This window comes from Aureimonas sp. Leaf454 (genome assembly GCF_001424685.1).
Lineage (GTDB): Bacteria > Pseudomonadota > Alphaproteobacteria > Rhizobiales > Rhizobiaceae > Plantimonas.
On the sequence record NZ_LMQT01000023.1, the window covers coordinates 243,640 to 269,520 of the forward strand.

General features: G+C 66.9%; 23 protein-coding genes, 1 pseudogene and 1 other annotated feature. Of the genes and pseudogenes, 8 read left to right on the forward strand and 16 right to left on the reverse strand.

All coding sequences use genetic code 11. The annotated features are described in order from the left end of the window. Positions 1-88 precede the first annotated feature (88 nt). Positions 89-1,828 carry an FAD-dependent monooxygenase gene (locus ASG43_RS18865; protein ID WP_056508231.1) on the forward strand — a complete coding sequence of 580 codons (1,740 nt, stop codon included), beginning with the start codon at positions 89-91 and terminating at the stop codon, positions 1,826-1,828. Between the two features lie 537 nt (positions 1,829-2,365). On the opposite strand, the gene ASG43_RS18870 is transcribed toward ASG43_RS18865, so the two are convergent. Next, positions 2,366-2,866, reverse strand: a complete 501-nt coding sequence (locus ASG43_RS18870) for a DUF3429 domain-containing protein (RefSeq protein ID WP_056508233.1) — start codon at positions 2,864-2,866, stop codon at positions 2,366-2,368. Positions 2,867-3,390: 524 nt separating this feature from the next. After that, positions 3,391-3,443 (forward strand) — a sequence feature (sul1 is cis-regulatory element that is thought to sense ions involved in sulfur or methionine metabolism; They are found in Alphaproteobacteria). A 65-nt stretch (positions 3,444-3,508) separates the two neighbouring features. On the opposite strand from ASG43_RS18870, the gene ASG43_RS18875 reads away from it, so the two are divergent. The 4 genes from ASG43_RS18875 (at position 3,509) to ASG43_RS18890 (ending at position 7,755) form a co-directional block, all read left to right on the forward strand. Next, positions 3,509-4,993 carry a SulP family inorganic anion transporter gene (locus tag ASG43_RS18875; RefSeq protein ID WP_056508235.1) on the forward strand — a complete coding sequence of 495 codons (1,485 nt, stop codon included), beginning with the start codon at positions 3,509-3,511 and terminating at the stop codon, positions 4,991-4,993. 15 nt (positions 4,994-5,008) lie between these two features. Continuing rightward, positions 5,009-5,863 (forward strand): universal stress protein, encoded by an 855-nt coding sequence (locus ASG43_RS18880; protein WP_056508236.1) that lies wholly within the window; start codon positions 5,009-5,011, stop codon positions 5,861-5,863. A gap of 210 nt (positions 5,864-6,073) precedes the next feature. Further along, positions 6,074-6,421, forward strand: coding sequence for an NYN domain-containing protein (locus tag ASG43_RS23180; RefSeq protein ID WP_056508237.1), 348 nt, complete (start codon positions 6,074-6,076; stop codon positions 6,419-6,421). Between the two features lie 68 nt (positions 6,422-6,489). Next, positions 6,490-7,755: an MFS transporter gene (locus ASG43_RS18890; RefSeq protein ID WP_082491050.1), complete on the forward strand. Its 1,266-nt coding sequence runs from the start codon at positions 6,490-6,492 to the stop codon at positions 7,753-7,755. Between the two features lie 236 nt (positions 7,756-7,991). On the opposite strand, the gene ASG43_RS18895 is transcribed toward ASG43_RS18890, so the two are convergent. From ASG43_RS18895 to ASG43_RS18905, 3 genes are all read right to left on the reverse strand, one after another. Beyond that, positions 7,992-9,059 carry an aldo/keto reductase gene (locus ASG43_RS18895; protein ID WP_056508239.1) on the reverse strand — a complete coding sequence of 356 codons (1,068 nt, stop codon included), beginning with the start codon at positions 9,057-9,059 and terminating at the stop codon, positions 7,992-7,994. A gap of 254 nt (positions 9,060-9,313) precedes the next feature. Further along, on the reverse strand, positions 9,314-9,937 hold the full coding sequence (locus tag ASG43_RS18900) for a methyltransferase domain-containing protein (protein WP_056508241.1): 624 nt from the start codon (positions 9,935-9,937) through the stop codon (positions 9,314-9,316). Positions 9,938-10,214: 277 nt separating this feature from the next. Next, on the reverse strand, positions 10,215-11,324 hold the full coding sequence (locus ASG43_RS18905; RefSeq protein ID WP_056508243.1) for an aldo/keto reductase: 1,110 nt from the start codon (positions 11,322-11,324) through the stop codon (positions 10,215-10,217). Between the two features lie 78 nt (positions 11,325-11,402). Here ASG43_RS18905 and ASG43_RS18910 point away from each other — a divergent pair, with 78 nt between their 5' ends. Further along, complete coding sequence (locus tag ASG43_RS18910) at positions 11,403-12,023, forward strand: TetR/AcrR family transcriptional regulator (RefSeq protein WP_200939533.1); 621 nt, start codon at positions 11,403-11,405, stop codon at positions 12,021-12,023. Between the two features lie 359 nt (positions 12,024-12,382). On the opposite strand, the gene ASG43_RS18915 is transcribed toward ASG43_RS18910, so the two are convergent. The 7 genes from ASG43_RS18915 to ASG43_RS18945 all read right to left on the reverse strand — a co-directional run bounded on the left by ASG43_RS18915 (position 12,383) and on the right by ASG43_RS18945 (position 19,537). After that, positions 12,383-13,345 carry a pirin family protein gene (locus ASG43_RS18915; protein ID WP_056508245.1) on the reverse strand — a complete coding sequence of 321 codons (963 nt, stop codon included), beginning with the start codon at positions 13,343-13,345 and terminating at the stop codon, positions 12,383-12,385. Positions 13,346-13,451: 106 nt separating this feature from the next. After that, a complete protein-coding gene (locus ASG43_RS18920) occupies positions 13,452-15,086 on the reverse strand; it encodes an MFS transporter (RefSeq protein WP_056508247.1) in 1,635 nt (544 codons plus the stop codon). Between the two features lie 60 nt (positions 15,087-15,146). After that, on the reverse strand, positions 15,147-16,118 hold the full coding sequence (locus ASG43_RS18925; protein WP_082491062.1) for an alpha/beta hydrolase: 972 nt from the start codon (positions 16,116-16,118) through the stop codon (positions 15,147-15,149). Between the two features lie 8 nt (positions 16,119-16,126). Further along, entirely contained in the window at positions 16,127-16,576 is a 450-nt protein-coding gene (locus ASG43_RS18930) for a DoxX family protein (protein ID WP_082491051.1), read from the reverse strand. A gap of 2 nt (positions 16,577-16,578) precedes the next feature. Beyond that, a complete protein-coding gene (locus tag ASG43_RS18935) occupies positions 16,579-18,546 on the reverse strand; it encodes an amidohydrolase (protein ID WP_056508251.1) in 1,968 nt (655 codons plus the stop codon). After that, positions 18,546-18,824: a XapX domain-containing protein gene (locus ASG43_RS18940; RefSeq protein WP_056508252.1), complete on the reverse strand. Its 279-nt coding sequence runs from the start codon at positions 18,822-18,824 to the stop codon at positions 18,546-18,548. Before ASG43_RS18940 ends, ASG43_RS18935 begins: the two co-directional genes overlap by 1 nt. 65 nt (positions 18,825-18,889) lie before the next feature. After that, positions 18,890-19,537: a hydrolase gene (locus tag ASG43_RS18945; RefSeq protein WP_056508426.1), complete on the reverse strand. Its 648-nt coding sequence runs from the start codon at positions 19,535-19,537 to the stop codon at positions 18,890-18,892. 197 nt (positions 19,538-19,734) lie between these two features. Here ASG43_RS18945 and ASG43_RS18950 point away from each other — a divergent pair, with 197 nt between their 5' ends. Further along, the gene (locus ASG43_RS18950; RefSeq protein WP_082491052.1) at positions 19,735-20,697 is read left to right on the forward strand and encodes a VOC family protein; all 963 of its coding nucleotides are present in this window, start codon (positions 19,735-19,737) and stop codon (positions 20,695-20,697) included. A gap of 97 nt (positions 20,698-20,794) precedes the next feature. Continuing rightward, positions 20,795-21,721, forward strand: a complete 927-nt coding sequence (locus ASG43_RS18955; protein WP_056508256.1) for an AraC family transcriptional regulator — start codon at positions 20,795-20,797, stop codon at positions 21,719-21,721. A 47-nt stretch (positions 21,722-21,768) separates the two neighbouring features. On the opposite strand, the pseudogene ASG43_RS23665 reads toward ASG43_RS18955, so the two are convergent. From ASG43_RS23665 to ASG43_RS18980, 5 genes and pseudogenes are all read right to left on the reverse strand, one after another. Continuing rightward, positions 21,769-21,942, reverse strand: a pseudogene (locus ASG43_RS23665) (integrase); the annotation flags it as partial. A 268-nt stretch (positions 21,943-22,210) separates the two neighbouring features. Further along, positions 22,211-23,065, reverse strand: a complete 855-nt coding sequence (locus ASG43_RS18965; protein ID WP_056508259.1) for a fumarylacetoacetate hydrolase family protein — start codon at positions 23,063-23,065, stop codon at positions 22,211-22,213. A 28-nt stretch (positions 23,066-23,093) separates the two neighbouring features. Next, the gene (locus ASG43_RS18970) at positions 23,094-23,942 is read right to left on the reverse strand and encodes a ThiF family adenylyltransferase (RefSeq protein WP_056508261.1); all 849 of its coding nucleotides are present in this window, start codon (positions 23,940-23,942) and stop codon (positions 23,094-23,096) included. Between the two features lie 13 nt (positions 23,943-23,955). Then, complete coding sequence (locus tag ASG43_RS18975; RefSeq protein WP_082491063.1) at positions 23,956-25,047, reverse strand: LacI family DNA-binding transcriptional regulator; 1,092 nt, start codon at positions 25,045-25,047, stop codon at positions 23,956-23,958. A gap of 31 nt (positions 25,048-25,078) precedes the next feature. Next, entirely contained in the window at positions 25,079-25,753 is a 675-nt protein-coding gene (locus tag ASG43_RS18980; RefSeq protein ID WP_162244746.1) for a DUF4286 family protein, read from the reverse strand. Between the last annotated feature and the right edge of the window lie 128 nt (positions 25,754-25,881).

Consider the following 25,881-nt stretch of genomic DNA (forward strand, 5'->3'; position numbering starts at 1 on the left):
CCGAAACGGGTGTCTGACGCCTCGCCGGCGCAACGCCACGTCGTCCGCTGACCAAAAAGCCAACAAAACAGACCATGGAGGAGGAAACATGACGAAAATCGTCGACACCGACGTGCTGATCGTCGGAGCGGGTCCGGCAGGGGCGGCAGCCTCCGTCCTGCTGGGACGGGCAGGCATCTCCAACATCATGCTGTCGCGCTATCGCGGCCCGGCGGATTCACCCCGCGCGCATGTCAAGAACCAGCGTGCGATGGAGGTCATGCGCGACGTCGGGCTCGAAGAGGAATGCCTGGCGAAAGGCGCGCCCGCCGACCAGATCGCGCACACGTTCTGGCTAAACAGCATGTCGGGTGAAGAACTCGCCCGCGCATGGTCCTGGGGCAACGACCCCGCGCGGATCGGCGAATACATCGCATCCAGCCCCTGCAGCATCATCGACCTGCCGCAGACCGACCTCGAGCCGATCCTGGTCGGTGAAGCCACGCGGCTGGGCGCGCATGTCCGTTTCGGCTGGGACTTTCAGTCGTTCACGCAGGACGAAAGCGGCGTCACCGCGCAGATCGTGGATCGCCTGAGTGAAGCACCGATCACGGTGCGCGCCAAATACATGATCGGCGCGGACGGCGCGCGCAGCAAGATCGTACAGCAACTGGGCCTGCCGCTGGCGGGTCATCAGGTGGTTGGCGACGTCTTCAGCGTGTTCTGCGAGATCGACCTGTCGCGCTATGTCTCGGATCGGCCGGGATCGCTGTTCAACGTGGTTGACCCCGACGGCGATCCGGATCTGCCGGTCGCGGTCTACCGGATGGTGCGCCCCTGGAACGAATGGCTGGTCACGCTGATCGCGCCGCTTGGCCGCCAGATGGAGCCGACGCTGGCGGATTTCGAACGGCGCATCCGTCAGACGGTGAAGGACGACAGCCTGCCGCTCAACATCCTGTCCTCCTCGAAATGGCAGGTGAACGACATCAACGCCGAACGCTACTCCGAAGGTCGCGTGTTCTGCATCGGCGATGCCGTCCATCGCCATCCACCCGCCAACGCGCTCGGCTCCAACACCTGCGTTCAGGATGCCTTCAACCTGGCGTGGAAGCTGGCGCTGGTCATCAAGGGCCGTGCGGATGCCAAACTGCTCGACAGCTTCAATGCCGAACGGCAGCCGGTCGGGGCGCAGATCGTGGCACGCGCGAACCAGAGCTTTCGCATGAACGCGATGATGTGGGACACGTTCGGCGCGGGCATCGTCAGCCAGAAGACACCGGAGGAGCGTGACGCCGTCTTCGATACCCCGGAGGGTCGGGCCAAGCTTCACGACACGCTCGACACGGCAATGCCCCAGATGTGGCACGGGCACGGCGTGGAAATGACCCGGCGCTACGAATCCGACGCCATCGTGCCCGACGGCACGCCCGAAGAGGAGCCGGTTGGCGACCCCGAAGTCTACCATCGGCCGAGTGCGCGGCCGGGCGCGGTCGTGCCGCATGCCTGGCTGGTCAAACGCACCCCCGGGCCGCGCGTCTCCACTCTTGATCTGGCCGGCAAGAATCGCTTCCACCTGTTCATCGGCCATGGCGGCGACGCCTGGCGCGAGGCGGCGACGGCGGCCTCGGCGCGGCTGGGCATCGACATCGGCGTCACCGCGATCGGCCACCGGCTGGATTACGAAGATCCCTATGGCACGTGGCGGTCGATCAGCGCCATCGCCGAGGATGGATGCGTGCTGGTGCGGCCCGACCTGATCGTGGGATGGCGCAGCCACAGCCTTCCCGATGATCCGGCAACGGCGCTGGACGGCGTGATGAACCACATCCTGGGCTACGCGGCCTGAAAACAAGCGACGTTCGACCGGAGCAGATGATGACCATCGCGACGGGCCTTCCCATGTCGCGATGCGGCTCTCCCGTGCGAACGCCGTCAGGTCCTTGATCAATGGTGTCGCCCCCGCAAAGGGGCGGACTGCACCAGTGGAAATCTGGCATGCGACTGGGTTGCTCCGCGATGGACGTATCGCTTTGTCCAACAGCATTGCGATGGGCGTGCGGAAGCAATCAGCCAGACGGACGTCTGGCTTGATCGCGCTTTATTCCTTGTCTTCCGTTTCTCATCGCGGGCATCCAGAGGTCCCACCCCATTCAGGCGGCGCAGGAGTTCCGGTCGATGTCGAACACGCCGAGATCGGTGATCACAAGGTCTGCGACGCGTCGGCCCGTCAGCGGCACCAAGCACACGAGCGACGTCGACACGCCGCGGACGAAATCGATCGAGCACCCGCTTGCGTGACGATTGGCAGGGTCCGGCGAGGGCGATCGGGAGCGCCGCGTCGGGCTGAGGACCGGCAGGCGATGACGTGGACGTCATCGAGACCTCAAGCGATGGAAGCTGCGACTCCGTTCGTTGCGAAGGCGAGCGCTACCATGCAAGCGCCGACGACGATTGTCAGCACCAAGCGCACTCGAGCAAACCACGGCGTCCGGATTCGGCCGTCCCGGATGGCGGTGACGTCCCAGACGCCCTGTACGATGAAGGCGAGGGCGAAGCCGACGAAGTTCCAGGGCGCCGGTATGAGGACCATGACCCAAGCCGCGATCGAGGGCAGCACGGAGAGGGCCACAGTGACCGGACTCTGGCGGCCGGTCTCATTCAGCGCCGCGCCCCAGCGGATGCCCCCGAGAAAGGATAGAATGACGGCGGCATAGGCCGAGACGGCAAACTCGAGATCGGGCTGCGCCATGATCCCGGAGTTCGAAAGAACAAGCGCTGTCCCCACGACGAAGGGGATGAGTCCGCCGATCCCCAGGATCCAGGTGGTGCGCACGAGTTGGTCGGGCTGCGAGCGATGCGGGACGCCGCGATGATGAAGTGTCATGTGCTCCGTCTCGTTGAAGGATGATCCGGCTGAACCAGCCCGTGAACATGGCGACAACCCTATACCGTCAAAAGCCCGTGGGCCGTCGTCGGTTGCGTGCGGTGAACTGCAACTCCTGCCGACGGCATGGCCTCCCCTTCAGAGCCCATCAGTCGGGAAACCGAAACTTCGAGGGCCCTTGCCGGTATCGACCCGACGTGGGCAGGCGCGAAGGTATCGCCGCTTCCGAAAAGCCGTCGTTCACATCGGCATTCCAGACAAGCTACGACCGATCGCCTGCCGACAGCCGCATGGCCGGATCGGCCCGGACGAGGTCGATCAGGAGTTCCAGCACCATCCTGACCCGCAGTGGTCCCCGGTCCGCATGAGATTTGTCGGGAGGGCACAGGCTTGAACCGGTCAGGCTGGAAGGACGAGGCGCGTTTCGACCCGTCCAGAACGTTCGCGATCGGTCGACGGCATGGACGAAGCAGACGTGAGGAGGCTTGCCTTCTCGCCCGAGGCACGGCAAGAAGGCCGTGCAGTATGGACCCGTTCAATCGGGTGGCTACGCCGGGCGCCGATCCCCCGGCCAACCAACCAGCCGATCGCCTTCGTCCGCCATGAGCCGACACGCGATCCGCCCATAGCCAAAAGACCCCGATGAACTCGTTCGAAACGCTCCGCCGCGAGTGGATCGGGAACGTGCGTGGCGACCTCCTCGCAGGTCTCGTCGTCGCGCTCGCCCTCATTCCCGAAGCCATCGCCTTCTCCATCATCGCGGGCGTCGATCCGAAGGTCGGCCTCTACGCCTCCTTCACGATCGCCGTCCTCACCGCCGTCTTCGGCGGCCGGCCCGGCATGATCTCCGCCGCCACCGCCGCGACCGCCGTCCTCATGATCACGCTCGTGCGCGACCACGGCCTCCAATACCTCCTCGCCGCCACGGTCCTCGCCGGTCTCCTCCAGATCGCGGCAGGCTTCCTGAGGCTCGGCGACGCCATGCAGTTCGTCTCGCGCTCGGTGATCACCGGGTTCGTGAACGCGCTGGCGATCCTGATCTTCATGGCGCAGATCCCCGAACTCGTGGGCGTGCCCTCCATGACCTACGTCATGGTCGCCCTCGGTCTCGCCATCATCTACCTCTTCCCGCGGATCACGACGGCCGTCCCTTCGCCGCTCGTTGCCATCGTCGTCCTGACGGCGATCTCGCTCGGCTTCGGCATGGACATCCGAGTCGTCGGCGATATGGGCGAGCTGCCCTCGACGCTGCCCGTCTTCCTCCTGCCGGACATCCCGCTCGACCTCGACACCTTCCTGATCATCCTGCCCTATTCGGCGGCGGTGGCGGTCGTCGGTCTCCTCGAGAGCCTGATGACGGCGCAGATCGTCGACGACCTCACCGACACGCCGTCGGACAAGAACCGGGAATGCGTCGGCCAAGGCATCGCCAACACCGTCACGGGCTTCTTCGGCGGCATGGCGGGCTGCGCGATGATCGGCCAGTCCGTCATCAACGTGAAGTCCGGGGGGCGCGGACGCCTGTCCTGCGCTGTCGCGGGCATCGCGCTCCTGTTCCTGATCGTCGTCCTCGGCGACTGGGTGCGCATCATCCCGATGGCGGCGCTCGTCGCGATCATGATCATGGTCTCGATCGGCACCTTTTCCTGGGGTTCGCTGAAGGACCTGACCCTGCATCCCAAGCGCTCGTCGCTCGTCATGCTGGCGACCGTCGTCACGGTCGTTTGGACCCACAACCTCGCCATCGGCGTCGTCATCGGCGTGATGCTCTCCAGCGTCTTCTTCGCCTCGAAGGTGGCGCAGCTCTTCGCCGTCACGTCGGACGTGTCACCGGACGGGCGGACCCGCACCTACCGCGTGGCGGGACAGGTGTTCTTCGCCTCCGCCGGGCGCTTCGCCTCCGCCTTCGACGTCAAGGAGGCTCTCGACAAGGTCGTGATCGACGTCGGCTCGGCCCACATCTGGGACGTCTCGGGCGTCGCGGCGCTCGATCGCGTCATCCTGAAGTTCCGCCGCGAGGGCTCCGAGGTGGAGGTGCTGGGCCTCAACGAAGCGAGCACCACCATCGTCGACAAGCTCGCCATCCACGACAAGCCGGGGGCGATGGACCGCCTCTCGGCCCACTGAGGGAGGAGAACCGACATGACCAAGATCATGACCTGCATCGACGGCTCGGCCTACGCGGCCAGCGTCTGCGACCACGCCGCCTGGGCCGCCCGGCGTCTCGGGGCTCCCGTCGAGGTCCTTCACGCGCTCGGGCGCCGCGACACGGCGAGCGCCCCGCTCGATCTCAGCGGCAGCCTGGAGTTCGGCGGCCGCGAGACCCTGCTCCTCGAGCTCGCCGAACTCGACCGCCAGAAGGCGAAGGTCGGCTCGCTCCGAGGGCATCATCTCCTCGGCGGGGCCGCGGCGCGACTGCGTGCGGCGGGGGTCGCCGAGGTCGAGGAAAAGCTTCGGCACGGCGACGTCGCCGACACGATCCGGGATCTCGACGGCGAAACGCGCCTCGTCGTGATCGGCAAGCGGGGCGAGGCCGCGGATTTCGCTGACGGGCATCTCGGCTCCAACATGGAGCGCGTCGTGCGCGCATCGAAAAAGCCCGTCCTCGTCGCCTCCCGCGCCTTCAAGCCGATCGAGCGCTTCATGGTGGCCTTCGACGGCGGCCGGTCCTCCGAACAGGTGGTCGCCCGCGTGGCGGCCAGCCCTCTTCTGTCGGGATGGCCGTGCCTCCTCCTGATGGTCGGGACAAGAGCCGGTGAACCCGCGGCCCGCCTGCGCGAGGCCGAACAGACGCTGATGGCGGCCGGCTACGCCGTCACCGTCAGCATCGAGGAGGGCGAGGCCGACGACGTCATCGCCGATCGTGTGAGATCTGACGGGATCGACCTCCTCGTGATGGGCGCCTACGGCCATTCCCGCATCCGCAATCTGATCGTCGGGTCGACCACGACCGCGCTCATCCAGGCCTGCGCGATCCCCGTGCTCGTCATCCGGTGAGCGGCGCGTCGGACGGTGCCGGGAAGGCCGGGGCACGGTTCGTGCTCGTGGCCTTCGACGGCGCCCACTGCGACCGCACCCGCACGTCGCTTGGGGTGCGGCTGCGCTTTCCGGCCATTCTCGCCCGCTTCGTCCCCCCGCTCCGGTCGTGCGCCCCGTCTGTTATCGCGACCTCCGGGACGAGACGGAGGTGGAGCGGCAGGAGGGGGCTTGCTCCGCCATCTCGACCGCAAGGGCTTCGAGATTCAGGGCGCCCTGCCGTCCGACGGGGGGCCGGGGCCTCGGGAGCGAAACGAAACGAACCATATCGAACTCGCCGTCGACGCGCTCGAAGCCTCGCATGGGACAGACCGGGTCATCCTCGTGGCAGGCGACCGCAAGCTCGTTTCCCTGGTGCGGGCGATCCGGATCCGCCGCCAGGGCGGCGTGCCGGTGACGCTCGCGACCGCGCTCGCCATTCCCGACGCCGTCCGTGCCTCCGCGGATCTGATGGCCGAGGCCGACGATGTGGTCGACCTCACCGAGCTTCTCCTGTCGCCGGACGGCGGCAGCGCTTAAGCGAACATCCAAGGCCGTCCCGTCACCGGGACGACGCTTTCGATCGAAGGACCACACAAGTGCGGACAATGGGGCAGTTCCTCGCCGACAACGCGAGATGGCTGGTCGGCGGGTTCCTGCTGACCTTCTTCTCGTCCTTCGGACAGACGTTCTTCATCTCGCTGTCGAACGCCGGGATCCGCCAATCCTATGGCCTCAGCCACGGCGAGTTCGGCGGCCTCTACATGCTGGCGACGCTCGGCAGCGCCCTGACGCTGCCCTTCCTCGGACGCGTCCTCGACCGCTATCGCACGATCACCGTCGCCGTCGGCACGATGATCATGCTGGCGCTGGCGACGGTCTTCATGGGCCTGTCCGCCTCGATCCCGGCGCTCGTCCTGTCGCTCTACCTGCTCCGCTTGTTCGGCCAGGGCATGATGACCCAGACCGCCCTTACCGCCACCGGCCGCTGGTTTTCGGCGAACCGAGGACGGGCGGTCTCGCTGGTGACTTTAGGCCAACAAACTGGCGAGGCCCTGCTGCCCTTCCTGTTCGTGATCGTCGCGGGCGCGATCGGCTGGCGGGCGTCCTGGTTCACGGGAACGGGCGCGCTGCTCCTCGTGGCGCTTCCCGTCGTCACCTTGCTCCTGCGGCGGGATCGCGTCCCGCAGAACGATCCGGCCACCGTTCACCGGTTGCCCGTCCGCCATTGGACGCTGTCGGAGGTGCTGCGCGATCCGAAATTCTACCTGATCTCGGCGGGCGTGCTCGCGCCGCCCTTCGTCGCCACCACCATCTTCTTCCATCAGGTCTACCTGACGGAGCTGCGCGGATGGCCGCTGACGCTGTTCGCCGGGGGCTTTGCCGTCATGTCGGCGGCGAACGTCGCCTTCACGCTGTTCGCGGGCTGGCTGATCGACCGCACGTCCGCGGCCCGGGTCCTGCCGCTGTTCCTCCTGCCGCTCGCCGCGGCCTGCTTCGTCGCGGCTTTCGTCACGGCGCCGTGGGCGATCTTCGTGTTCATGGCGTTGATGGGCGTCAGCAACGGCTTCTCGTCGACCCTGTCCGGAGCGATGTGGCCCGAGCTCTACGGCACCGCCCATCTCGGCGCGATCCGCTCGGTCGTCGTCGCCACCATGGTGTTCGCCAGTGCCGCGGGCCCGGGGCTGACGGGATACCTCATCGACGCCGGGATGGACTACGGCCTTCAGCTTGCGACGATGGGGCTGTATGCGGTCGTGGCAGCGGTCGGGATGTGGATCGTGTCCGTCAGGATTCGACCCGGCCGAGGTGATCCGTGGCTGTTGGGCGGACGGCGCGAAGCCGACCGTCCGGGAGCCATCCGAAGAGGATAGCGGAGCAGGGACTTTCCACCCGAGTGTCCCGTTTTGAGCCGAGCGTCTCGATCCCGAACGTTGTCGATGATCGCTCGGTCGGGAATGTCCGCGTGCGGACGGGTCAGTGTCGGGCTTGGATCATCCGCCTGCTCAGGATCGGCGCCACGTGAACCCGGCGCTCGCGTCCGGAGCGGCGCCGACCGCCCCGGATGCCAGCGTGCGACCGATCTCACGGCCCGACTGCGCCGTTGTCTTCACCCCAGCCCCATCGTCTCCCGATATCCCTCCAGATACGCCCGCTCGGACTCGCTGACCCGGTCCATGCCGTTCATCGCCCGGTGCCAGAGCGGCACGATGGCCGGTGGCCTGCCGGCCTTCTCGATGCGCTTGGCCTGTTCCTCCGAGAGCGTCAGCTCGATCGATCCGAGATTGTCGCGCAGATGCTCTTCGCTGCGTGCGCCGAGGGCGATCGAGTGGACGCCCGGGCGCTCGCGCAGCCAGGCGAGAACCACCTGCGGCACGCTGCGGCCGACCTCGGCGGCGACATCCTTGAGCACGTCAATCACCCGGTAGAGCCGCTCGGTGTCAACGATGTGCGGCTCCGGCCAGTCGTTGCCCTGGCGGGTGCCCGGCTGCGGGCCGTTGTTGCGGTCGATCTTACCGGTGAGGAGCCCCTCCCCGAGCGGACTCCAGACCTGCGTCGCAACGCCGAGATCTCGGCCGGCCGGGATGATCTCGTATTCGGCCTCGCGGGCCTCGGGCGTGTAGTTGAGCTGGTGGGCGGCCGGCGGCGTCGCGCCGAGCATCTTCGCCGTCAGCACGGTCTTGGCCACCTGCCAGCCGCCATAGTTGGAGACGCCCCAGGAGCGGATCTTGCCGGCGCGGATCAGGCCGTCCATCACCGCGACGGTCTCTTCCACCGGGGTGACGCCGTCCCACTGGTGGATCCAGTAGTGGTCGATCCAGTCGGTCTGTAGTCGCTTCAGGCTTTCGTCGATCTGGCCCATGATGTGGGCGCGGGATGCGCCGGCCATGTTCGGCCCCTCGCCCATGGTGGTGCGAACCTTGGAGAAGATCAGAAGGTCGTTCCGACGGCCCTTCACCGCCTCGCCGACGACCTTTTCGGAATCGCCCTTCGAATAGATGTTGGCGGTGTCGATGGCATTGACGCCGGCGTCGCGGGCGATGTCGATGAAGCGCTTCGCGTCCTCGACGCCGACATTGCCGGTCTTTTCGAAGCCGTGGGTGCCGCCGAAGGTGACGGTGCCGAGCACGAAGGGCGAGACCATCATGCCGGAATTGCCGAAGGGGGCGTATTTCATGTCGCACTCTTTCGCTTGATTGTCGGTTCGGGTTTCGAATTCTGCGCCGCAGCTTTGCGCCAACGCGAACGGCCGCCGCGACGTTCGATCCCTTCGTCGCCTCCGTCCGCAACTCGCCCCGCGCCAGGACCGCATGGAGGGACTGGAAGAGAGGAACTCGATCTGTGCGCCACGTGGACGGGAAAGGACAGACCCGCGGCTTCGGGCCCGCATCCTCGCGAAGCGTCGAGGCGTCGAGGCGACGTCGGCGCTGCCTATCCCCGACCCAGCACGCAAACGAGCGGATCGCCCTCGCGACCGTCGCGCAGGACGATCGCTTCCACGTCGCCGAACCCGGCGCGTTCCAGGTAGAGACGCACCAAAACGGCTTGGCCGTTCACATCGAGTGCCTGCCAGACGGCGACGGCCTTCGTGGGGAAGCAGCGGTTGGAGAAGCTGACGGCGATAAGACCGTCCCGGCGAAGCACCCGCCTCGCCTCGCGGAACACGGCAACGGGCTGCTGGAGATACTGGACCCCGACGCAACACAGCACCGCATCGAAACGCCCGCTCCCGAGAGGAAGAGTGGAGACGTTGTTCAGGTTCTGCACGAACCAACTGTCGAGGCGAGGATTGGCGGCGAGCTCCTCGCCGTTCATGCCATGACCGACCACCTCACGCAGGTCGAGGTCGGCCGGCAAATGGCTGATCCAACTCGACATGAGGTCGAGAACGGCATCGTCCTTGCGCAGACGACTTGCGTAGAACCGCGCAAGGGCCGCGGTCGCGTCGCCGTCGATGTGGGTTACGAGACGCGCCGGTCCGTAGAACAGTTCGTCATCGTCGGGATCGGCTTTCGCAAACGCATGTGACGGGAGTTCGGGAAGATCTTGGCTCATGGTCTTCGAATGACCGACGGGCGGCTTTGTTGCGGTACCGGCGACCCGTTCCAACGCGTCTCCAGAGGACGAACGATGGCGAGGCCTATGTCCCTCGGGGCGAAAGCCGACCGGCAGCGATCGAACAGACCGCGCAGACAGCCGTCGTTCCGTTGTCGACCCCAATGGGTCCTTGCAGTCCGACGAACATCGTCTCGAAAGCGGATCTCGTTCGAGCCGCCTTCCGTGCGGGCGACGAAGGACCGAACGTTCCGTCCAGCGCAGATCCGTCGATCTTTCATCGCGTTCGATCCACCACATCGCTTCCGCCGAGAACCAGGTGCTGGCGCGCGGTTCGCGTGAAGAGGCCGTAGATCATCGCGGCCTCTGGTTTGCTGGCCTCGTCGAGGACCGCGATCTGCTCCGCGGGCAGGCGAAGCTCGGTTGCGGCCATATTGTCATGAACTTGCGAGACGCGGCTGACACCCATCAAGGCCGTGTCGACGCCGGGCTTGGAAAGAATCCAGGCCAATGCAACGCGCGATGGGGTCTCGCCGATCGTGTCGGCAACATGGCGAAGCGTATCGACGATCCTCCAGTTGCGCTCGGTGAAGAGCGTATCGCCGAAGGGGTTGCTGCCGTCGAGCCGCTTGTCACCCTCGGGGCGAGATGCGCCGGTTCCGACATCGCTGGGAAGGCCGCCGGCGCGCGGCGCGCTTGCCGCGACGACGGCGCGGTCGTACTTGCCCGTCAGAAGACCTTGGGCAAGCGGGCTCCATGGCATCATGCCAAGTCCCATGTCGCGAGCGAGCGGCAGGTGCTCCGCCTCGACGTCGCGGCTCAACAACGAATAGAAGTACTGAAGAGCGATCGGGCCCGGCATCGCGTGGGCGGCGGCGAGCGTCGCGATCTTCGCGACATACCAGGCCGGTGCATTGGAGAGGCCCCAGTAGCGGATCTTTCCCATCCGCACGAGGCCTGCCATCGTCTCCAGCAATTCCTCGGCAGGGGTCGTCGAGTCCCAGACGTGAACCCAGTAGAGATCGATGTAATCGGTTCCGAGCCGACGCAGCGAGCCGTCCAGCGCGGCATGCACATGCTTGGAGCCGTTGCCGCCGGCATGGGGACCGCGCCCGGCGGAAAACCCGGACTTGGTGGCGACGACGAGGCTGTCGCGAAGCCCGCGATCGGCGATCATGGACCCCAGCATCTCTTCGCTGCGGCCGCCGGCATAGACGTCGGCCGTATCCACCAGATTGCCGCCGGCCTCGACATAGGCATCGAAGACAGCCTCGGCATCGGGCTTCTCCATGCCCCACCGACCGACGCCGAACGTCATCGTTCCAAGAGAAAGAGGACTGACGACCAAGCCAGAGCGACCGAGCGTGCGATAGGTGTTCATCGACATGGAAGCGTTTCCTAGTGATCGCTATGTAAGCGTCTAGTCGGCTTGATCGATCGGGTCAAGGGTTCTATAGCAACCGATATGGAACCCTCTCCCGCTTTGGCCGCGCGACGCACGGGCCGGCCGCTCTCCTTCGACCGGGATGCGGCGCTGGTCAGCGCGATGCATCTCTTCTGGCGCCATGGATACGAGGCCACCTCCATCGCCGAGCTGACGCGCGCGATGGGGATCACGCCCCCAAGTCTCTATGCGGCCTTCGGAAACAAGCGGCGCCTGTTCCTGGAAGCGGTCGATCTCTATCTCGGAGGTCTCGAAGCTGTGGAACAAAGCATCGCCGACGCGGCGAGCGCCCATGATGCCGCCCGCGACCTTCTGGTGGCAGCCGTCATCGGCGACACCGGCAGCGACACACCGCCAGGCTGCCTCCTCGCCAGCTCCCTCGTCACGAGTTCGGAGGAGGCCGACGCCGTGCGCGAAACGCTGGCCGAAATCCGCCGGGGGATCGAGGCGGCTTTGCGGGCCCGGATCGAGCAAGACGTCGGTTCCGGCCTTCTGCCCGTCGACACGAACGCAGAAGCGCTGGCGGGCCATGTCTTCGCCGTCGTTCAGGGCATGTCGACGCTGGCGAAGGACGGTGCAGGGCGCAGCAAGCTGATGGGGATCGTGGATACGGCGATGGCAGGTTGGCCGAGGGCTGCGTGATGCGCATGGACGTCGATCGGGGAAGCGGCGCTCGGCTTGACCGACCCCGCGCGTCAGATCGCGCCCGCGCTGCCGCCCGCCGCGATGACGAACGCAATCCTTCGAGACCTCGACGACCGTCGACGTCTCGGCCGGTGCGATCGAGATGCGGACTGGAAGCCGGCCACTTGCGTGAGACATGAACTCCGACACTCGACGGGCCGAAAGCGGTCCGTCGGCCTTCGGTCAGGTGGTTTGAAGAGCGGCTCTGGCGCAGGCGGTCGTGGCTGTCCGCAGAGCGTCGATCGCGCCGACCGAGGATCGAGGACGAAGCGGGATGCCGAAGGCCTGACGGGGCTCCCCATCGGCATCCCATGGCGTCATGGATAGAACACGCCACCCGTCGCGCGTTGCGGTGCATCGAGCCGCTGCGGCAGCGGTATGAACTCGGCTTCATCACCGGGCACGGTGTCGAAGCGCCCCTTGGCCCATTCCTCCTTCGCCATCTCGATCCGCTCCAGCCGCGAGGAAACGAAGTTCCACCAGATGAAGCGCGGTCCCTCCATCGGCGCGCCGCCGAACAGCATGAACTGCGCATCGGAGCGGGCCGTGACCGTCAGAGCATCGCCCGGACGCAGCACCAGCAACTGGCCGGGCTCGAAGACGTCGTTTGCGATCTCGATCGTGCCTGCGATCGTGTAGAGGGCGCGTTCCTCGTAACCGGCGTCCAGGGGCATCCGGGCGCCGGCGCGCAGCGAGACATCGCCGTAGAGCGTTTCCGAAGCGGTGACGAGGGGCGAGGTCTCGCCGAAGGCCGATCCGGCGATCAGCCGGGCACGGATGCCGTCGGCTTCGACGATCGGGAGCGCACCGGCACCATAATGGAGGAAAGCCGGATCGGATTCCTCATCCGCCAGCGGCAGCGCCATCCATGTCTGGATGCCGAACAGCTTCTGGCCGTTCCGCTTGCGCGCCTCGTCCGTTCGCTCGGAGTGGACGATGCCGCGACCCGCCCGCATCCAGTTGACGGCTCCCGGCTGAATGGCCTTCTCGGTGCCGAGGCTGTCGCGATGAAGGATCTCGCCTTCGAAGAGGTAGGTCAGCGTCGACAGGTTGATGTGGGGGTGCGGCCGAACGTCGATGCCTTGATCCGTCAGGAACTCGGCTGGCCCCATCTGGTCGAAGAAGATGAACGGTCCGACCATCTGCCGCTGGGTCGACGGAAGAGCGCGGCGCACGGTCATCTCCCCGAGATCGACGGCCCGCGGGATGATCAGGGTCTCGACGGCCTCCGTGCTGCGGCGGTCGCCGATCGTCGGATCGGGGCATGGATTCCAGGTCATGTCTGTTCTCTTCCAGGATGAGATCGACGTTTCGCGCCATTGCATCCCTCGTGAGAGGGGACGGCAAGTGCGGCTGAACGGCAGCTTTCTTGGCCATGACCCTACATCAGTCGGGCGTAGCCGACGGGATGGATCGCGCGTCCATCGCCAGGAGATGACGGACTTTCGGTCGGTCGGGCCCTTTGTGGAAGCGAAGGACGCCGGCTTGAAGGTCGGCATCCGCATGCGAGACACGCTTGTGCTGGCGCAGGTGCTCGGCCCAGGATTCCACGAAGAACCATTCGACGATCGTTTCCGGATCGGCGGAATCCTCACTGACGCCCCAGGCATAGGCCCCGTCGCGCCGCCGGGAATGGGAGAACCGTTGGAGCTCCGCCAGGAAGGCCGGCTGATCGGCTCGCGGAACGGCGTATTCGATCGTGATGATGACCGGCCCGCGGTCATGTGCGACGGCCGCGGCCGTCAGCGGCTCCGGCCAGTGGTTGGACGGCATGAGATCGACCTCGCCGGTCGGCAGCTTCACCCGGTGCAGCACGATGGCGACGACCGACAGGGATGCGGCACCGACGAGAAGGGCGCCGGAGATGCCGATCTCCTGGGCGACGAAACCCCAGCCGAGGCTCCCGACGGTCATCGCGCCGTTGAAGACGGTGAGGTAGACGGCGAGCGCGCGCCCCCGCACCCAGTTGGGAAGGATCGCCTGCGCCGTTCCGTTCAGCGTCGTCAGGGCGGTGATCCAAGCGGCGCCCAGCAGGAGGAGCAGCGGCAGCGCGAGGAAGCGCGGCGGAGCCAGCGCGAGCAGAGCCATGACGCCGGCCGTGACGAGCGAGGCTGCGAGGATCAGCCCGTCGGCGTCGAGCCGTGCGCGCAAGCGCGGCATGATCAGGGCGCCGCCGATGGCACCCGCGCCGACGGCGCCGAGCAGGATCCCGTAGAAGCCGGCATCGCCTTGCAGGAGCTTACGGGCGACGAGCGGCAGGAGGGCCCAGACGGCACTGGCGAGCGCGAAGAAGACGGCAGCACGAAGAAGAACGCGGTGAAGCTCGCGGCTGGAACGTGCGTATCGAAGGCCTGCCCGGAAGGCCCCGCCGAAGCGCTCCGCGAGGGCATCCTCCGCGGCTTGCGGGCGCTTCCACCAGAGAAGCGCGGCGATGACGAAGACATAGCTCGCCACATCGGCGCCGTAGGTGACGGCTGCGCCGAACGAGGCGAGGATCAGACCGCCGGCGGCAGGGCCGATGGAGCGGGCGATGTTGATGCCGAGCGAATTCAGCGCGACCGCGCTCTTCAGCTCCGCCCGAGGCACGAGCTCGGGCACGATCGACTGCCAGGCGGGGGCGACGAGAGCGGCCCCCACGCCGCCGAGGAAGGTCAGCCCGACGAGGGCCTCGACCGTCAGGAGACCGGCGCGGGACAGGAGGAGAAGGGAGAGGCTGACGAGAGCGAGGAAGACCTGAACCGCGATCAGGAACCGGCGCCGGTCGAGGATGTCCGAAAGGACGCCGGCGGGGATGGCGAGGAGAAAGATCGGAAGCGTTCCCGCCGCCTGGATCATCGCCACGGCGGCCGGAGAGGCCGACAGGTCCGTCACGAGCCAGGAGCTCGCGACGTCGCGCATGAAGCTGCCGGTGTTGCCGAGGACGGTGGCGCCCCAGAGGATCGCGAAGGTCGCGTGGCGCAGCGGGGCGAAGCTTCCGGTGAGGGCTGGACTCCCGGGCTTGGGCGAAGGTGCCGTCGACATCGCGACTCCGTGGCTTGGAGAGGGCGGCTCGGCGGACGTCACCGCCGAGCCGGTCCGTGGTCAGGCCTTGATGAAGGCGAGAAGGTCCGGGTTGATCACGTCGGCATGCGTCGTCAGCATGCCGTGCGGGTACCCCGCATAGACCTTGAGCGTGCCGTTCCTCAGAAGCTTGATCGACTTCAGGGCCGCATCCGCGATCGGCACGATCTGGTCGTCGTCGCCGTGCATCACGAGCGTGGGAATCGTGATCGCCTTCAAGTCCTCGGTCTGGTCGGTTTCCGAAAAGGCCCGGATCCCGTCGTAATGGGCCTTCGCGCTGCCCATCATGCCCTGCCGCCACCAGTTCTGGACAACGCCCGGATGAACCGTCGCGCCCTCGCGGTTGAAGCCGTAGAAGGGTCCCGCCGCGACATCGAGGAAGGTCTGCGCCCGGTTCCCGGCCGTCCCCTGGCGAAAGCCGTCGAAGACGTCCATCGGCAGGCCTTCCGGGTTCGCGTCGGTCTTCAACATCAGCGGCGGCACGGCGCTGACGAGCACGGCCTTGGCGGCGCGCCCGCTCGGCTCGCCGTGCCGGGCCACGTAGCGGGCGACCTCGCCGCCGCCGGTGGAGTGGCCGATATGGACGGCCCTGCGCAGATCCAGCGCCTCGACGACCGCGAACGCGTCGGCGGCATAATGATCCATGTCGTGGCCGTCCGAGACCTGCGCCGAACGGCCGTGGCCGCGCCGGTCATGGGCGACGACGCGAAAGCCGTTCTGGAGGAAGAACAGCATCTGCGCATCCCAGTCGTCGGACGAGAGCGGCCAGCCATGGTGGAACATGATCGGCTGGGCGTCCTTGGGCCCCCAATCCTTGTAGAAGATCTCGGTGCCGTCCTTGGTGGTCACGGTCGCCATGGTCATGGGTCCTTTGCGAGTGGCGGGAGAGGGTGAGGTCGCCCCAACGACGCTCGGCGCTGCGAGCGTCGCGGCGAAGGCGGCAGCCGATAGAAGCGTATCGCGCCGTGTCTGAGCAGCACCGGTGGAGAGCATCGGATGGCTCATGGAGTGGCCTGCGACGCAGGCGGGTCCGCTTGAAGGTCGTGCCGGGCGACGAGAACGAAGGCTCCCGCCAATCCGAGATGTTCGAAGAAGGCGTTCTCCGCCATCGTCCTCTCGAAGCCGGGCGCCAGTTCCCAGAACCGCAGGGCGACCAGCGTTGCCGCGAGCGTGAAGCCGGCCAGCGCGAGCGCGCCCAGCCAACGGTGAAACCCGATGAGGATCATCGCGGAGGCGGCCAGTTCCAACAGGATGACGACGACGGCGAAGAGCGGCGCGGGGCGAAGGCCGACATGCGCCATCTCGGCGACGGCACCGGGAACATCGAAGAGCTTCGTCAGCGGGCCCTGGATGTAGGCGGCGCAGAGGAGGAGGAGCGCGAGCCAGGCGATGGCGGCCGTCCTCAAGACGGACGACGCCGCGCCGGAACGGCGAGAGAGGGAGGGCGCCATGCTCAGACCGCCCAGCAGGCGCAGCCGAGCGCACCCCAGAAGCTCTTCAGGTCGGCGATCGGCAGCTGCGAGGTCCAGGCGCCCGCATGGTCGTGCCCATGAACCCCGCAGGCGCTGGCGCAGCCGCAGGTCGAGATGGCGGCGCGGCGAAGCGATTGGCGCCCGGCCCCCTCCGGCTCGCCCCAGGCCCCGTAGCCCTTGAACGTGCGCACCGGCGACCAGTCCGGCATGGCCGGCGGGATGTCCGTCTCGTCCTCGGCCGCGAAGTCTCCGGCGCCGTAGACGACGCGCCCGCCGACCATGGTGAGATCGGCGGTGAGATGCGAGATCTCGTCATCCGCGCAGGAAAAGAAGTCCTTCGAGGGAACGACGAGATCGGCGAACTGCCCGGCTTCGATCCGGCCCTTCCGGCCCTCCTCGTTGGAGAACCAGGTCCCATTCTCGGTCCACATGCGCAAAGCCGTCTCGCGGTCGAGGCAGTTGCGCTGCGGGGTGATGCGCATGCCCCCGACCGTGCGGCCGGTGATCAGCCAAGCCAGCGAGACCCATGGATTGTAGGACGCGACGCGCGTCGCATCCGTGCCGGCGGAGGTCTTCACGCCTTTCTCGAGGATGCGCGCGGCGGGCGGCGTCGCCTCCGCGGCCCCGAGACCGTAGCGCTCGACGAAATACTCGCCCTGGAATGCCATGCGATGCTGCACGGCGATGCCGCCGCCGAGCGCCGCGATCCGGTCGATCGAGCGGTCCGAAATCGTCTCGGCATGGTCGAAGAACCAGTTCAGTCCCTCGAGCGGGATGTCCTCGTTCACCCGCTCGAACACGTCGAGCGCGCGCGAGATCGTCTCGTCGTAGGTCGCGTGCATCCGCCAGGGCCAGCGGTTCTCGGCCAGGACCCGGACGACGCCCTCGAGATCGCCCTCCAAGTCCGGCGGCATGTCCGGCCGCTCCACGCGGAAGTCCTCGAAGTCGGCGGCGGAGAAGACGAGCATCTCGCCGGCTCCGTTGTGGCGGAAGTAGTCGTCGCCCTGCTTGTAGTTCGAAGTCGCCGTCCAGTTCAGGAAATCGGCCTTCTCCTCCTTCGGCTTCTGCGTGAAGAGATTGTAGGCGAGGCGGACGGTGAGCTGCTTTTCGTCCGACAGCTTCTGGATCACCGCGTAATCGTCGGGATAGTTCTGGAACCCACCGCCGGCATCGATCGCACCGGTGACGCCGAGGCGGTTCAGCTCGCGCATGAAATGCCGGGTGGAATTGACCTGATGGTCGAAGGGCAACTTCGGCCCCTTGGCAAGCGTCGCATAGAGGATCGCTGCATTCGGCTTGGCGAGCAGGAGGCCCGTCGGATGGCCCTTGGCGTCACGCGTGATCTCGCCGCCGTGCGGTGCGGGCGTGTCGCGGTCATAGCCGACCGCCCGCAGCGCGGCGGCGTTCAAGAGGGCACGGTCGTAGAGATGGAGGAGGAAGACCGGGGTGTCCGGGGCGAGCGCGTTGATCTCCTCGATCGTCGGCAGGCGTTTCTCCTGGAACTGGTGTTCGGTGAAGCCGCCGACGACGCGGACCCATTGCGGCGGCGGCGTCGCCGCGACCTGCCGCTTCAGCATGTCCATCGCATCGGCCAGTGAACGCACGCCGTCCCAGCGCAGCTCCATGTTGAAGTTCAGGCCGCCCCGGATGATGTGGAGATGATTGTCGATGAGGCCCGGCAGGACGCGGCGGCCCTTGAGGTCGATCACCCGCGTATCGTGTCCGCGATGCGCCATGATGTCGGCCGTACGCCCGACGGCGAGGAAGGTGCCGTCCTTGACCGCGACGGCTTCGGCGGCGGGGTTCGTGCGGTCGAGCGTCGTCACGAGCCCGCTGTGAAGGATGAGGTCGGCGGTCACCTGTGCGTCTCCCGGTGTGGGGGTGGCCCGCGCGGGGCCGAGAAGGGCAAGAGCGGAGGCGGCTTGGAGAAGCGTCCGGCGGGTCGGCATCAGCTGTCTCCCGTTGCGGGGGCGGACGCGGCCGGGGCCTCGTCTCCCCTCGGCAGATGCCCGAGAATGTGCGGGCGGACGCGATGGGTCAGGACGGCGGCGGTGTCGGCACGCCCCTTCAGGACGGCTTTGGCGAGCGGCGGGATCTGCTCGCCGACGAGGATGCCGAGGAGCCCGACGAGCGCCATCACCGGAGGCGCCGGCGAGCGCACGCCGAGAAGCGCGTAGACGATGCCGACGAGGAGCCCCGCGCCGAGCGACAGGAGGTAGAGCCGCATCAGGGCACTCCGCTCTCTCTTGAAGGGCGGCGGACCTCGACCCGTTCGAGGGCAGCCTTGGCGGTTCAGCCCTCGTGGGCGTTGAACATCGACTTGGCGTAGATGATGCCGAGGCCGTAGGCGCCGCCGTACTGCTTGGCGATGCCGGTCGTCATCTCGTAGGTCTCGGTGCGGGCCCAGTCGCGCTGGAGCTCCAGCATGTATTGGAGCGAGGTCATCGGCTGGACGCCGGCCTGCACCATCCGCTCCATCGCGCGCTCGTGAGCCTCGCTCGATACGTCGCCGCACGCGTCCGCGATCGCATAGACCTCGAAGCCCTGGTCGAGCGCGGACAACGTCGGGCCGACGATGCAGACGCTCGTCCAGAGGCCGGCGAAGACGAGGCGTGTCCGGCCGATCCGATTGACCTCGTCGATGACGGCGGCATCCTCCCAGGTGTTCATCGAGGTGCGGTCCAAGAGCGTCTGCCCGGGGAAGGCCGAGGTGATTTCCTCGAACATCGGGCCGGAGAAACTCTTCTCGGCGACCGTCGTGAGGATCGTCGGGACCTTGAATCCAGCGGCCGCACGCGAGATCAACGCCGCGTTGTTGCGAAGGTTGACCGCGTCGATCGATTTCGTCGCAAAGGACATCTGCGACTGGAAATCGATGAGGATCAGCGCGTGGTCGGTGGGGGAGACGAGGCGCGAGCCGGGTACAGGGGTCGCTTGAATGGCCATGGGAACGTCCTCTCTGCGGCTGTTGGGCTGAAGAGAGACATGGACGTCGAGGGCATCGGCGTCTTGTCGGATCTGGTCCTGGTTTGGACGATTGCGCACTCGTCTTGACGACATCGCGCCATCGTCATTTCAAGAAGCCGCTTTCGTCCAAGACTGCCCGTCTCGTTCCGGGCAGTGAGAGCAGGAAATCCATGGGAGTCATGCGCATGGCCGCACGCGGCCTTCATCATGTCACGCTGGTCTCGAGCGACGTCGACCGCAGTTGCCGCTTCTACGGTGCGGCGCTCGGTCTTCGCCTCGTCAAGCGGACCGTCAGCCACGAAGACCCCGGCACCTATCACCTGTGCTTCGGCGACGAGATGGGTCGACCCGGCACCTTGCTCACACTCTTTCCCTGGCCGCGCGTGGCGCGGGGCCAGCCGGGCGCCTGCGAGGCCTGGCGAACCTCGTTGCGCATTCCGATCGGCACTTCGTCCTGGTGGTCGCGGCGGCTCGATCGTCTCGGCATCGCCCACCGGCGGGCGACCCTTCCCTTCGGCGAGAGCGCGCTCGTCTTTCAGGATCCCGACGGCGCGCAGCTTTCCCTTTCGGAGGGGAGTGGCTCGACCCGGCGCCCGGACTGGCGGCATCCCGAGATCGAAGGCGGGGCGGCCATCCTCGGGCTGCACGACCTCGTGCTGAAGGTGCGGCAGGCCGATCCGATCGGGGAGCTCTTTCGGGAGGTGCTCGGTTTCCGCGAGACAGCTCGGGAGGGCCTCTCGATCCGGCTCGCGGCCCATGAGGAGCCGGGCGGCACGATCACGCTCGACGAGACGGGGCAGGTTCCGATGGGGCGGCTCGGCGCCGGAAGCGTCCATCACGCCGCCTTCCGGGCGAGCGATGCCGCAGACGAAGACCGGATGGCCGCCGAGCTCATGGCCCGCTACGCCATCCGCACCACGGTGCCGAAGGACCGCACCTATTTCCGATCCGTGAACTTCCGATCGACCTGCGGGCTCCTGATGGAGATCGCCACGGACGGACCGGGCTTCTGCGTGGACGAGCCGGTGGAAGCGCTGGGTACGCGGCTGACCCTGCCGCCGTTTCTGGAGCCTCGGCGGCCGGAGCTGCAAAGCCTTCTCCCGCCCATTCCCCTGCTGGCGACGCAGACATGATCGGCGGCGGCATTGCATGCGAGCGCTCAATCTGTATGTTACCTGACAATCAGCATGACTGTGTTCGCAACACCCGCGGATTGCCGGAACGAACGCCATGACGTCTCGATCCCAAGCCGATGAAGCGACCGCCGGGCTCCACGGAGCACGGCTCGGGCACCATCTGAAGATGGCGAGCCAGGAGATCTTGCGGGTCGAGGCGGGAGACCGCCTGTCGCTTGCGGTGACCCGCCTGACCTGTGGCAGCCAGGACCGGGACATGACGGCTCCGCTGGTGCCGGAGCCCGCGTTCAGCGTCACCTACAAGCTCGCGCCCGTGGACCTGCATGAGTTCTGGAGTGACGGACGACACCGGCATTCGCGCGGTTTCGGCGCGGGAACGGTGAAGGCGGTCGATCTCTGCGAGGACCCCCGCAGCCGGGTTCACGGGGCGTTCGACGGATTGCAGTTCTATTTTCGCAAGGATCGGCTGGACGAGATCGCCGACGAGCGCGGAGCGCGCCGGATCGAAGCGCTGCGTCCCTCGCTCGACGAACCTGATCCGATCCTTGGAAAACTCTGCGAGATGCTGCTCGCCGCGCCGCCCGGGCTGGCGGAAACCAATCGCTTCTTCGTCGACCAGATCTCGCTCGGCTTCCTCACCTATTTCGCCGAGAGCTACGGCGGGATGCGGGCACCTGCCAAGGTCGGCAGCACGCTGGCGCCCTGGCAGGAGCGGCGCGCCCGGGAGATCCTGCAGTCTCGCCTCGCCGCGCGCATCACCATGGCGGACGTTGCCAGCGAGTGCGGCCTCACGCCCAGCTACTTCGCGCGCGCCTTCCGCCAGACGGTCGGCATGAGCCCGCACCGCTTCCTGACCGACCTGCGCCTCCAGGAAGCGAAGTGCTACCTCCTGGGATCGACGCTGTCCCTCGCCGATATCGCGCTCCTCTGCGGATTTGGCGACCAGAGCTACTTCACGCGGGTGTTCACGTCGACGGTCGGCAGCAGCCCCGGCGCCTGGAGGCGCAGGATGCGGAGCTAGAGCGACGCCCGTGCACGCCCCGATGTCTCCACGCTCCAAAGGCCGTCGACGAGGTCACAGACGGGCAACGTGCTGTCGATGGCGAGATCGAAGCGGGACCGGTCGCGCAGCCGGCCTTCGTGGTCAGGCCAGAAGCGGATGGCCCGGACCTGCGGCGGCTTCAGCGCCCGCTTGGCGCCGACGATCGGTCTGGCACGCCACCCTTTGCGTCCGTTCGTCACCGGATCGGATCGTGAAGGTTCCAGGATCGTTCATCCGTGGCCCCAAGGGCGGATCATGAGCGTGCTGCGGGATGAGCGGCGGCGAACACCCATTCGTGGAGAGGCCGGACCGGCAGCGGACCGGCAGCTTCGCAGATGGGATCGCGAAAGCGGCCGGTCCGTTTGCGTTGTGGGAAGACCGCATTGGATCGGTGAAACCTGGCGGCCCGCTACCTGCGCTTGCCGCGAGCGGATCCGGTCCGCCTTTCACCGCTGAGAAGCAGCGACGCTATGCGACCTCAGACCGTGGTTTCAGCGTCTGCTCCTGCTCACCCAGACCCGTGATACCAAGCCGCATGACATCCCCCATCTTCATGAAGACCGGCGGCTTGCGGCCGAGGCCGACGCCGGGTGGCGTTCCGGTGGTGATGATGTCACCCGGTCTGAGGGCCATGAAGCGGCTCACATAGGAGACGATATGCGCGCAGGTGAAGATCATGCGCGTCGTCGTTCCCGTCTGCTCGCGACGGCCGTTGAGATCGAGCCAGAGGTCGAGGTTCTGCGGATCACCGACCTCGTCCGGCGTCACGAGCCAGGGCCCGCACGGCGCGAAGGTCGGATAGCTCTTGCCCTTCGACCACTGTCCTTCCCATTCGAGCTGGTACTCCCGTTCGGAAATGTCGTTGAGGATGGTGTAGCCCGCGACGTAGGACAGCGCTTCGGACTCGGAAACGTGCCAGCACGGCCGGCCGATGACGAAGGCGAGTTCCACCTCCCAATCGAGCTTGGTCGAGCCCTCCGGAAGGATGACGTCGTCATAGGGACCGCTCAACGCGCCCGTGTGCTTGTTGAAGATGATCGGCTGCGTCGGGATCGGCGCGTTCGTTTCTTCCGCGTGGTCCGTGTAGTTCAAGCCGATGCAGACGAGGTTGCCGACGTTCGCGACGGGCACGCCGAGCCGCACGGTTCCCTCGACGAGCGGCAGCGAACTTCGATCAAGGGCGCGCAGGCGGTCGAGGGAGTCTGGCGAAAGTGCCTCTCCGTCGAGATCGCGCACGACGCCCGACAGGTCGCGGATGCGTCCGTCGGCATCCAGGATGCCGGGCTTCTCCGCCCCGGCGTCGCCGTATCGAAGCAGTTTCATGTCATCTCCCATGTCGTAGCGAGTTGGCTCAAGCCCGGTCGGGCCCGATTTGAAGGAAGTCGATGATGGCCGTCGTCTGGGCCGCCACCATCGCGGCGCCGCCCGCATGACGGCAGCCGAGGCCGCGCGCCGCTTCCAGAAGCTGCGTCGTCGGACGCGTGACGATGTCGACGACGGCAAGGTCCGATCGAAGCACGGAGGAGTCGATGGGCAGGCCGTCCGCCGCCTCCATGCCGACCGGCGAAGCGTTGACGAGGAGATCGGCGTCGCCCGGCTCAAGCGAAGCGACGGCTTCCACGCGGACGGACGGCCGAGACATGCGGCGCGCGAGATCCCAAGCCCTTGCATGATCCCGGTCGAGGATCGCGAGGGATCGGACGCCCGCGCTCGCCAGTGCGAATGCGATCGCGCTTCCCGCGCCGCCCGCCCCGATCAGCGCGACCCGCAGACCAGACGGCTCGACGCCCAAGGCGCGCACGGCACCGACGAGGCCCACCCCGTCGAAGATATCGCCGTACCAGCCGCCCGAGGGGAGACGGCGCAGGGCGTTGACGGCACCGACCGATCGAGCGGCGTCGCTGCAATCCTCCAGCATCCGCATGATCCGCGCCTTGAACGGCATCGTGACCACGACCCCGCCGAGGCTGGAAACCCGAAGGATGGACGGCATGTCCGTCTCGAACGCATCCGAGTCGACCTGGATCGGCACCATGACGGCATCGATCTTGCGGCGTGAGAATTCGCGGTTGAAACTGACCGGCGACTTCACCTGTCGAACGGGATCGCCGACGATCGCCACGACGCGGGTTTGCCCCGTCACGATGGCCGTCGCGGCGGACCCATCGAGCCCCGTTTCACCGGCATCCGTCTTCTGCATCGTCGCTCTCTTTCTATTCGACCGGCGGTGGGCCCGAGGAGGCGCGCACGACGATCTCCGCCTCGCTCTCCAGCGGGTAATCGGGCTCGCGTTGCTCGACGCGGTCGACGATCAGTCTCGCCGCGCGACGCCCGATCTCCTCGCCCGGAACCCGAACGGTCGTCACCGGCACGGGAAGGTGACTCATGATCTCGATGTCGTCGTAGCCCACGATCGACACGTCGTCCGGGACACGGATTCCCGTCGCGAGCGCCTCCAGCATGGCGCCGACGGCGAGGGGCGCGTTGCCGCAGATGATAGCGGTGGGCTTGGGATGGGTGCTCAAGACTTGCGAAAACAGGCGCCGGCCCTCCTCGATGGTCCACGTCCCGATCGCGAGATGCTGTGGGCGGACGGCGAGACCCCGCACGGCCAAGGCATCCTTGATCCCGGCGAGCCGTGCACTGGCCCGGTCGTTGTTTTCGGTCGATTGGGCGATCACGGCGAAGCGGACATGGCCGAGATCGGCCAGATAGTCCGTCATCTTGACGAGCGCCTTGTGATTGTCGGGACCGACGCAGCTGCCGTGGCTGGCGGGGTCATAGATGAAGGAGCTGATGAACGGCAGGTTGCGCTGCCGCAGGAACGGCAGGAGGTCGGGGTGGTGCGCCAAGCCGACGAGGATCAGTCCATCGACGCCGCGCTCGGCGAACTTGCGGACCTGCTGAAACTCCTGCTCCGGGTCGTATTCGGAACAAGCCAGAAGCAGCGTGTAGCCAGCGTCCAGAAGCTGCCGCTGGATGGCATTGGCGGCGCGCGGAAAATCGCCGAGCGCCAGCGTCGGAAACACCGCGCCGATGGTCTGAGACCGGCCCGTGGTGAACGCCCGTGCGCGGCCGTCCGGTATCCATCCCAGCTCCGACACGGCGAGAGCGATCCGGTCCCGCAGTTCCCGCGACACGACCTCGGGGTGGTTGATCGCTCGCGACACCGTGGCGGTGGAGACACCCACCGCCCGGGCCACGTCGCGCAGGCCGACGCCATTGGTCGAAACCGGACCCGACGCGCCTGTGGACCTGCGTGACGGCTTGCGGCCCTCCCCCACCTCTTCGTCGATCGGCTCCATGGACATCATTCCCGCGTTCGGTTTTTCCAGCTCAGGCCGGCAACTGGTCGCGTCCAAGCGCATATTGCAAACGATAGATCCCACGGTCCTCGCGGGAGCATCTGGCGCCGGCCCTTTCCACCAGGGCGTCGACGGCCTCGTCGATGAACCGCTCGAGAGGCTCCGGTCCCGTCGCCTCGATCAACAGGATCCAGGCCGCGGTCCGGTCGGGCTCTCCCCGCAGGGCCTTCTCTGCCGTGGTCTCGCCGCCCGCCATTGCCTCGCCGCGCAACAAATGGACGCCGACGATCCCCAAATCCGCGCGCAAGGCCGACAGGCCATCGGCGACCATGCGCGCCTGAAACGCCTCCGGCGAGCTCTCCGTTGCCAGCCTCAGGGTTGCGACGAAGGCACCGTCGCCCAGTCCCTCGGAGTGGGCGAGCGTGCAGACCGTGCGAAAGGTGTCGCGGAAATGGCTGACCACCCGCTTCGTCCAGTCCGACGGATCGTTGAGGCGGGCCAGGTAGGCCGGGGAGCGAAGATCCGCGGCGGAACCCGTTTCGTAGAAGTTGAAGTATCTCGGCTCACCGCGAAGCGCGACGTAGCGCCGAGCCCTCAGAAATCCCGGCACGGCGACGCGCTCGGGTATGTGCTCGCGAACGTGCCACGACAGGAAGTCCGCCTCCGCTTCTTCGGAGATGCCGTTCCAGATGGCGAGCACGCCCATCCCAGCCAAAGCCATTCGAGCCTCCATTTGCAACCGATTGCTGACGATGCTTTCCGTTGCTAGCGGCACCTAACATGGCAAATTAAGCGAATTCAAATGGAAATTTGTCTGTGTAGACGCGCTTGACA